Here is a 7678-nt window from a genome sequence, read left to right on the forward strand (position 1 = left end):
CCTTCGTTAAAATGTACAACGAGTTTAGCGGTGATTCGGAGGATGAAAGTCTGGAAAAAATCCAACAAAATGTACACTTGCACTATTTCTCCAATATGGAACTTATGGAGTTGCGTAAGGAAGTAAATGCGATTTTCTTTACGGATAAAAAGTTCACTATTATGGAGCGCAATCTAGATCGAATATTGGATAATATAATTTATTAGGGCCATATCGTATGGGCTTGTGTTACATGTTCCTTAATGTACTCAATGTAATCCATAATCAAATTCTTCCGCCATATCGGCCACATCCTACTTTTAGGGAATAAAGTCTTTAAATACTCCCCGTAAGTCCTTGGCGAAAGTGTACGTGTCGATTTAGGGATGAAGAAATTTATAAAAGCATAATTGAACCGTCGTTTCTTACCAATTTAATAGAAGATTTAAAAAAAACCAACTAGAAATTGAGGTCTTGATATTTGTCAATATCCAAAAATGCCCCTTATTGCGACAAGGCCGCGATTTAGCAACCGTTTGATACCAATACACTTATGCTTAAACTGAGGATAGGTCACATCATTTAAATTTGGCTTCAACTTTAAGGGTGTTACATTTCAATTTATCAACCTCTTTAATAGCACGAATAAAAGAACGATTGCGGCAATTTAAATAAAATAAATCCTATTTCAACTTCATTTTAAGTCCATGGAAAAAGCATATAGAAATTTAGGCTACTTTTTACTGTTATTACTTCCATTGACATTCTTCGGATTTTACAAAACGTACTTTGTTCAATTTCCAAATTTTGAAGAAAACATAACTATATTTATTCATATTCATGCTTTTATTGCCTCCATTTGGATCCTTCTCCTTATTGTTCAACCCCTTCTCATCATAAATAGAAAGAACAGATTACATAAAAAAATCGGTAAGCTATCCTATATCGTATTCCCGATGTTGATTTTATCCTTTGTTCCCCAAATGATACGGATTATACATTCAGATGTACCACAATTTCTATTCTTCCCCTTGGCGGATAGTGTGCTATTGATCCTATTTTATGCATTGGCAATGTATCATCGAAGAAATGCTTCCAAACATATGCGATACATCATAGGAACCGCGACAGTTTTTCTTGGACCAACCATTGGTCGAATCGGGCCCCATTTTTTCAGTTGGTCAGAGAGCGTAACCCAAAACGTACAATACGGAATTATCTACATGATTCTAATTGGGCTGATTTTCTACGATAAAAGAAATAACAAAAAATACCGACCCTACTTGCTAATACTAACAGTTTGGGTAATACACCAGATTACCTTTAACCTGATATTTTAAAAATGAAAACAACAAAATTAATGTTTCTCGGTATGATTATGCTGTTTGTATCAATTGTCACGACCAGTTGCAATCAAAACAATAAAGATTCCGAAAAAGAAGAAACAAAAGTACCGGCTATTAGCAAAGAAAATCTTGAAAACGAAGCTTGGGAAATGGAAGAGCAATACTGGGATTATGTTTTAAAAATGGACACCGTTGCCTATAAGAAACTTTGGCACGATGATTTTATTGGCTACCCAAATTTTGGAGATGGAGTGGCTGCCAAAAGTGGGATAGCCGTTTGGATACCTGAACTTCATCAAGATCCTAGTTTAAAATACAGTTATAAATTATTCAAAAAAGCGGCGAACGCTATTGGGGGTGTGGTGATTGTTTTCTACGATGCTGATTATCTATGGACAGATAAAGACAACAACGTAATAAAAGAGGAAAACAAGAAATTTACCCATACTTGGAAGAGATATGGGGACACTTGGTTAATCATTGGTGGTATGGCAGCTGAAAGGTAATAACAAATAGACACTGATTAAGATTCTTTCCCTATTCTTCCCTCTGGATTAAGATTCCCAAAAGATTAAAAGGATGCATCCCCTAGATCCCTATCCCTATAAAACGTCAATCCATTTTGATCAGGGTCAAAAAAACCGAACTCCCGGGTGCCCCAAGCAGTTTCCTTTAATAAAGTATGAGCTTGGAAAACGTCTTTTTCAAAATATTCTTCATATAAAGTCCCGATATTCTCAGTGACTATTCGAAGCATAGGCCTATCTAATTCAGATTCCCACTCGATGGGATCATGCCTTTGTAAATGAATTTCAATGCCATCACGAATAACTCCTGCATAGGTGGGATTTTTACTATCGTCTGCAAAGGCAATCTTAAACCCAAGGCGATTCACATAGAAATCCAATGCGTCTACCACATTCTTTACGGGGAGCACTGGGTGAATTTGATGTAAATAGCCTTTCATAGTTTTAGTTTGCCCAGATATAATTATCTTTTGTATTAATTTACGAAAAAAAATAGCACATCTGATGAAATCAAATCTAAGCATCTTCGCACTCCTACTATTGTTGGCCCCAGGTATACATAGTCAGGATCTCAAGGTAATGACCTATAACATCAAGTACGATAATGTTAACGATACCGTAAATAACTGGAACGATCGCAAGGAAAGTATGGTAAAACTGATTCGGCATTATGAACCGATAATCTTTGGTATGCAAGAGGCCTTACATCGCCAAGTGACCTATATCGATAGTGCGCTGACGAATTACTCCTATGTGGGTGTTGGTCGGGACGATGGGCAGCAAAAAGGAGAGTACTCCCCTATTCATTATGACCAAACAAAACTAAAGGTATTGAAAAGCAATACGTTCTGGCTTTCCCCTACTCCAACGAAAGTATCGGTAGGCTGGGATGCCGCCATGGAACGGATTTGTACCTACGCCCTTTTTGAAGATAGATCAACCCATCAAAAGTTCTATGTTTTCAATACACATTTTGATCATATCGGCAAAGAGGCCCGACAAAATTCAGCCCAGCTGATCCTTGATAAAATCAAGGAAATCAATGATACGCACCATCCTGTGGTGTTCATGGGCGATTTGAATCTGGAGCCTGAAGAAGCGCCGATCCATTATATCAAAAGTAAAATGGACGATGGCAAAGACATCACCCAACAAAGCTTTTATGGGCCCGAGGGTACTTTTAATGGGTTCGACCCCCATATGAAATTAGACCGTAGGATCGATTATATCTTTGTAAAGGGCTTTAAAGTGCGATCATACCTTCATATTGATGACCGAATGGAGAACAATAAGCATATTTCCGATCATTTGCCTGTTTTAATCTCAATTGTTCGCAAAGAAAAGCAATAAGCATGGCCAATACCTATACCCAAATACACATTCAAACGATATTTGCCGTTAGCAACAGACAAAGCTTAATTTCAGGCAAATGGGAAGATGAATTATATAAATATATAACAGGCATAATTCAAAATCAGGGTCATAAGGTCTTACAATTTAATGGTACCACAGATCATATCCATATTGTTTTTGGAATGCGACCGAACCAATCCTTATCGGATTTAATGAAGAATGTAAAGCAAGATTCTTCCGCTTGGATTAATAAAAAGGGGTTTATTAATGGTCGTTTTTCATGGCAGGCAGGTTATGGTGCATTTTCAAATTCAAAATCAGATTTACCAAGGGTAATTGAATATGTTCGGAACCAAAAACAGCATCACAAAAAGGAATCTTTTATGGATGAATACCTCCGATTTTTAAAGGAATTTGAAATTGATTTTGATGAGCGGTATATTTTAAAAGCCATAAGTTGATTCATATGCCGTACCTAAAGGCACGGTAAAAGCATAACATGAAAATAAGCTACCCATTTCCCGTCCCTAAAGGGACGAAAGCATAAATGGCTTTTTAGAATATAAAAAGGTCCCCTTGGGGACCGCATAACGGTAGAATCAAACAGACGGACCTAAACTCCATGCCGTTAGGTACGGCATATGAAATTTAACAAGAGTGCGTATTTTTTATCCCGAAACCAAGAACGCATAAATGGATTTTCAAAATAAGAAAAGGTCCCTTTGGGGACCACATATCGGTAGAATCAAAATAGATACACCTGAAACCCGTGCCGTTAGGTACGGAATATGAAAACACAAATAACCAATATGTACATACCACACCACTATAAGAACGAAAATATTGAGCAAGTAAAAACCTTTCTCAAGGAAAATAGCTTTGGAATTTTGATAAACCAAGTTGATGGCAAGCCTTGGGCTACCCACATACCGTTGGAATTGGATATAGACGAAGATGGAAATGACATTTTGGTGAGTCATATCGCCAAGGCCAATCCACAATGGCAATATTTTAAGGAGAATGCTGACGTCCTATGTATATTCAACGGACCCCATAGCTATATCTCATCATCGTGGTACAAAGAAGAAGAAGTCCCTACATGGAATTATATCGCGGTACACGTATATGGTAAAATAAAAGTCTTAAGTGAAAAAGAAGTATTGGAGTCCATGTACAAATTAGTCGACAAGTACGAAGCCCACTCCAAAAACCCCATATCATTAAACAACCTATCCAAAAAGACCCTTCGTCAGGTAAAAGGGGTGGTCGGTTTTCAAATAACCATAACTACTATACAAGCTGCCTATAAACTATCCCAAGGTAGGGAACATGATCATCCCAAGATTATTTCAGAATTGGAAAGCTGTCAAAACCCTAATTCAAAGCAAATAGCAAAGCTAATGAAGGGATAACTATACGCGTAGTGATTTATAGGTCTTCAATACACGTTCTATCTTTTCGGTACTATCTGGGTTGACAAACTTCCTTTCCGGGTGCTGATCCAACCAGTCCAATGTTCTTTTGATACCTCGGGCAAAGGGAATGGTGGCCTTGAAATCGGGTACAAAGGTCTTTATCTTGGTATTATCAAATATCACAGTTTCGGCTTTGTCGGCCAGCAGTGTACCTGTAAAGGAAGGCTCAATGGCGCAGATATAGTCAGAGGCGATATGAACCACCTTGGCTTCTTTCCCAAGACTATCAGCCAGAATTTTGTAAATCATGTTCCAACTCAATAGTTCATCCGAAGTAATATGGAAAGCATGACCAATGGCCTGGGTCAATCCCAACAAGCCCACAAAACCCTTTGCAAAATCATCGGAATGGGTCACGGTCCAAAGGGAAGTGCCATCGCCATGCACGATGATTTCCTGACCTTTCAGGATTCTATCTGCCGTAGTATATTCATTAAATCCTCCTATGGCGATCGGTATTACCGTATCATAGGTATGGGAAGGCCTCACTATAGTAATAGGAAATTTTTCTTCCTTATAAGCCTTCATTAAGAGGTCTTCACATTGTATCTTATTGTTGGAATAATCCCATAGATTATTACAAAGCGGGGTTGATTCCGTGATAATGGGGTAACTTAAAGGGGTTTGATAGCAGGAGGCCGAACTTATAAAGATATATTGTTTTGTCCTGCCTTTAAAGCGTGAAATATCCCTTTCAATGTCCTCTGGGGTGAAAGCGATCCAGTTCACCACCACATCCCATTGTTGTTTTTCCAGTACAGATAGGCTATCAGGTTTATTAATATCACCAAGTAAAGTCCTGACTCCCTCAATATGGACATTTGAACTGCCCCTGTTCAAATGATAGAGGTCAATGCCCCTTTGTATCGCCAATCGACTGGAGGCTGAACTAATATTCCCAGTACCTCCTATAAATAATACTTTCATTTTTTGTTCTTAAGTGTGTATGAATATAAACATAAAAGCACAAATTACGTGGCCAATATAAATTCATAGACCAATTTATGAAAAGGGTTATTTTTATTGTACTTTAAATGTGACATTAAAGAATAATGGTCGAATAAAACCTAAATAAACTTTTATGAAGTATCGTTATATAGAGTTTGGATTTCTTATAGCTAGTCTCATGCTGTTTTTATCTTGCCAAGAGACTGAGAGAAAGAAGGTAGTTGAAAAGCAGTCCGTAAAACCAAATATCATTCTGATTATGGCGGATCAAATGAGATTTGACAGGCTCGGCTCTATGGGTGACACAATCATAAAAACTCCAAATTTGGATGCCCTTGCAAATGAGGGTCTATTGTTCAAAAACACCTATTGTCCATCTCCTGTCTGTGCCCCATCAAGGGCAGCGGTAAAAACCGGATTATTCCCGCCTGCAAGTGGAATTGTTACCAACTGGGTTCCGTTCAAAGAAAAAGTAGCTGGTACCACTGAAATCAAACAATATTTGCTCCCTGAACGACTTAAGAATCAGGGATATAGCACAGGTATGTCGGGAAAACTTCACTTTTACCCTGCCGATGGTAATTACGGATTTGACTTCAAAGCATTGAACGATGCTGGATACTCAACGTATTCAAACGACGACAAACATTCTGAATATATTAAATGGTTGAGAGACGGCTATTTCAAGGATAGTGAGAAGGATGTAGTGGAATTTTTTGATGATGATGAAAACAATTACAAAGCAGTAACCAGAACTCCTGCATCATTCGATAGTATTTATAACTTTATTATGGGAACTGGTTGGAGAACGGAAGAACAGCATGATATTCCGTGGACTGTAAACGAATCAATGAAATTTATAGAAAACAATGATAAAGAAAAACCATTCTTTCTGTTCACCTCCATATTTGGGCCACATCAGCCCTATTTGGCCCCTGCCCCATGGGATAAGATGTACAAACCAGAAGACATCGTACTTGGACCTAGATTTTATGAAACCTTAGATAATAGTCCCATATTTCAAATGAATGAACGCAGCGGAAAATTGGCAAAGAAATTACGCGCGGCATGGGACGAAAATAAATATAAAGAAATCCTAGCAGCCTATTATGGGCAAATATCAATGATCGACCATTACTTGGGGAAAATGTTCGACCTTTTGAAAGAAAAAGGGATATGGGATAACACCTGGATTATATTTACCGCTGACCATGGTGACTTTAATTCGGCCTATGGGGCATTTTTTAAAGGCCAGATGTACGATGTAAGCGCCAAAATCCCATTGATTATTAAACCGGTAACTGGGCAAAACGATAAAGGAGTAAGGCTGGAATTGGTTAATTCCATAGACCTGTACGGAACTATATTGGATATAGCTGGCGACACTGAATGGAAAAGCTTACCCCAAATTGAATCTAGAAGCCTGCTTCCATTAATTGATGGGAAAAACATTACAACTGAATGGGAAAACAAGGTATTCTCCATTATTGGCAATTCCCCGGAAAGCAATCTCTGTATGATAAGATCAGGAGCATTGAAGTTGATACGTAAAGCCATTGAAGACAGTGATCCCATTTATGAATTATATGATTTTGATAAGGATTCCTTAGAAACCCAAAATGTATATGGGCATGATGATTATCTGGGGATTCAGGAAAAACTCCAAACAGAACTCGATGCTTGGTGGGAAAAACAAGCAGGAAGATATCCCAAGAATTTGGATCAAAGATTTAGAAAATCAAAATAACCTAATTTAGGATTTTGTTAGAATAGGACATTGTGCTATTGAAAGGTGCCGTTTTACCATGAAGCATCAACGTTCCGATTTTGGTCAAAGAATAGCCTTCAATAGTAGGTAGTTATTTTAATAGTAAATTTGAATAATTCGATACTTTAAATTCATATGAGCATGACAAACCGAAGATCTTTTATCAAGAAAACCGCCTTAGGAACGGTAGCCGCTTCAATCCTGCCTTTATCCTCTTTTACTTCTGATGCAACGCACTATGCAGGACCAAATATATCCCTAGCCCAATGGTCTTTGAACAGG

General features: G+C 37.9%; 8 protein-coding genes and 1 pseudogene. 7 read left to right on the plus strand and 2 right to left on the minus strand.

Going from position 1 to position 7678, the window contains the following annotated elements:
* Together WBM98_RS09045 and WBM98_RS09050 are read left to right on the plus strand one after the other, a co-directional pair.
* Nucleotides 1-206, plus strand: a pseudogene (locus tag WBM98_RS09045) (hypothetical protein); the annotation flags it as partial.
* A gap of 1115 nt (nt 207-1321) precedes the next feature.
* Nucleotides 1322-1831 carry a nuclear transport factor 2 family protein gene (locus WBM98_RS09050; protein ID WP_424365698.1) on the plus strand — a complete coding sequence of 170 codons (510 nt, stop codon included), beginning with the start codon at nt 1322-1324 and terminating at the stop codon, nt 1829-1831.
* Nucleotides 1832-1896: 65 nt separating this feature from the next.
* Here WBM98_RS09050 and WBM98_RS09055 read toward each other — a convergent pair whose 3' ends face one another.
* A complete protein-coding gene (locus WBM98_RS09055; RefSeq protein WP_424365699.1) occupies nt 1897-2292 on the minus strand; it encodes a VOC family protein in 396 nt (131 codons plus the stop codon).
* Nucleotides 2293-2356: 64 nt separating this feature from the next.
* On the opposite strand from WBM98_RS09055, the gene WBM98_RS09060 reads away from it, so the two are divergent.
* From WBM98_RS09060 to WBM98_RS09070, 3 genes are all read left to right on the plus strand, one after another.
* Nucleotides 2357-3202, plus strand: a complete 846-nt coding sequence (locus tag WBM98_RS09060; protein ID WP_424365700.1) for an endonuclease/exonuclease/phosphatase family protein — start codon at nt 2357-2359, stop codon at nt 3200-3202.
* A 2-nt stretch (nt 3203-3204) separates the two neighbouring features.
* Nucleotides 3205-3666, plus strand: coding sequence for an IS200/IS605 family transposase (gene tnpA / locus WBM98_RS09065; RefSeq protein ID WP_424365701.1), 462 nt, complete (start codon nt 3205-3207; stop codon nt 3664-3666).
* Between the two features lie 348 nt (nt 3667-4014).
* The gene (locus WBM98_RS09070; RefSeq protein WP_424365704.1) at nt 4015-4617 is read left to right on the plus strand and encodes an FMN-binding negative transcriptional regulator; all 603 of its coding nucleotides are present in this window, start codon (nt 4015-4017) and stop codon (nt 4615-4617) included.
* Here WBM98_RS09070 and WBM98_RS09075 read toward each other — a convergent pair whose 3' ends face one another.
* Complete coding sequence (locus WBM98_RS09075) at nt 4618-5607, minus strand: SDR family oxidoreductase (RefSeq protein ID WP_424365702.1); 990 nt, start codon at nt 5605-5607, stop codon at nt 4618-4620.
* A gap of 154 nt (nt 5608-5761) precedes the next feature.
* Between WBM98_RS09075 and WBM98_RS09080 the strand changes: the two genes are divergently transcribed.
* Nucleotides 5762-7375: a sulfatase family protein gene (locus WBM98_RS09080; protein WP_424365703.1), complete on the plus strand. Its 1614-nt coding sequence runs from the start codon at nt 5762-5764 to the stop codon at nt 7373-7375.
* 162 nt (nt 7376-7537) lie between these two features.
* The coding region (locus WBM98_RS09085) for a twin-arginine translocation signal domain-containing protein (RefSeq protein WP_424365705.1) at nt 7538-7678 on the plus strand (141 nt) is incomplete at its 3' end.

Source organism: Maribacter sp. (genome assembly GCF_049667165.1).
Taxonomy (GTDB): Bacteria; Bacteroidota; Bacteroidia; order Flavobacteriales; family Flavobacteriaceae; genus Maribacter_A.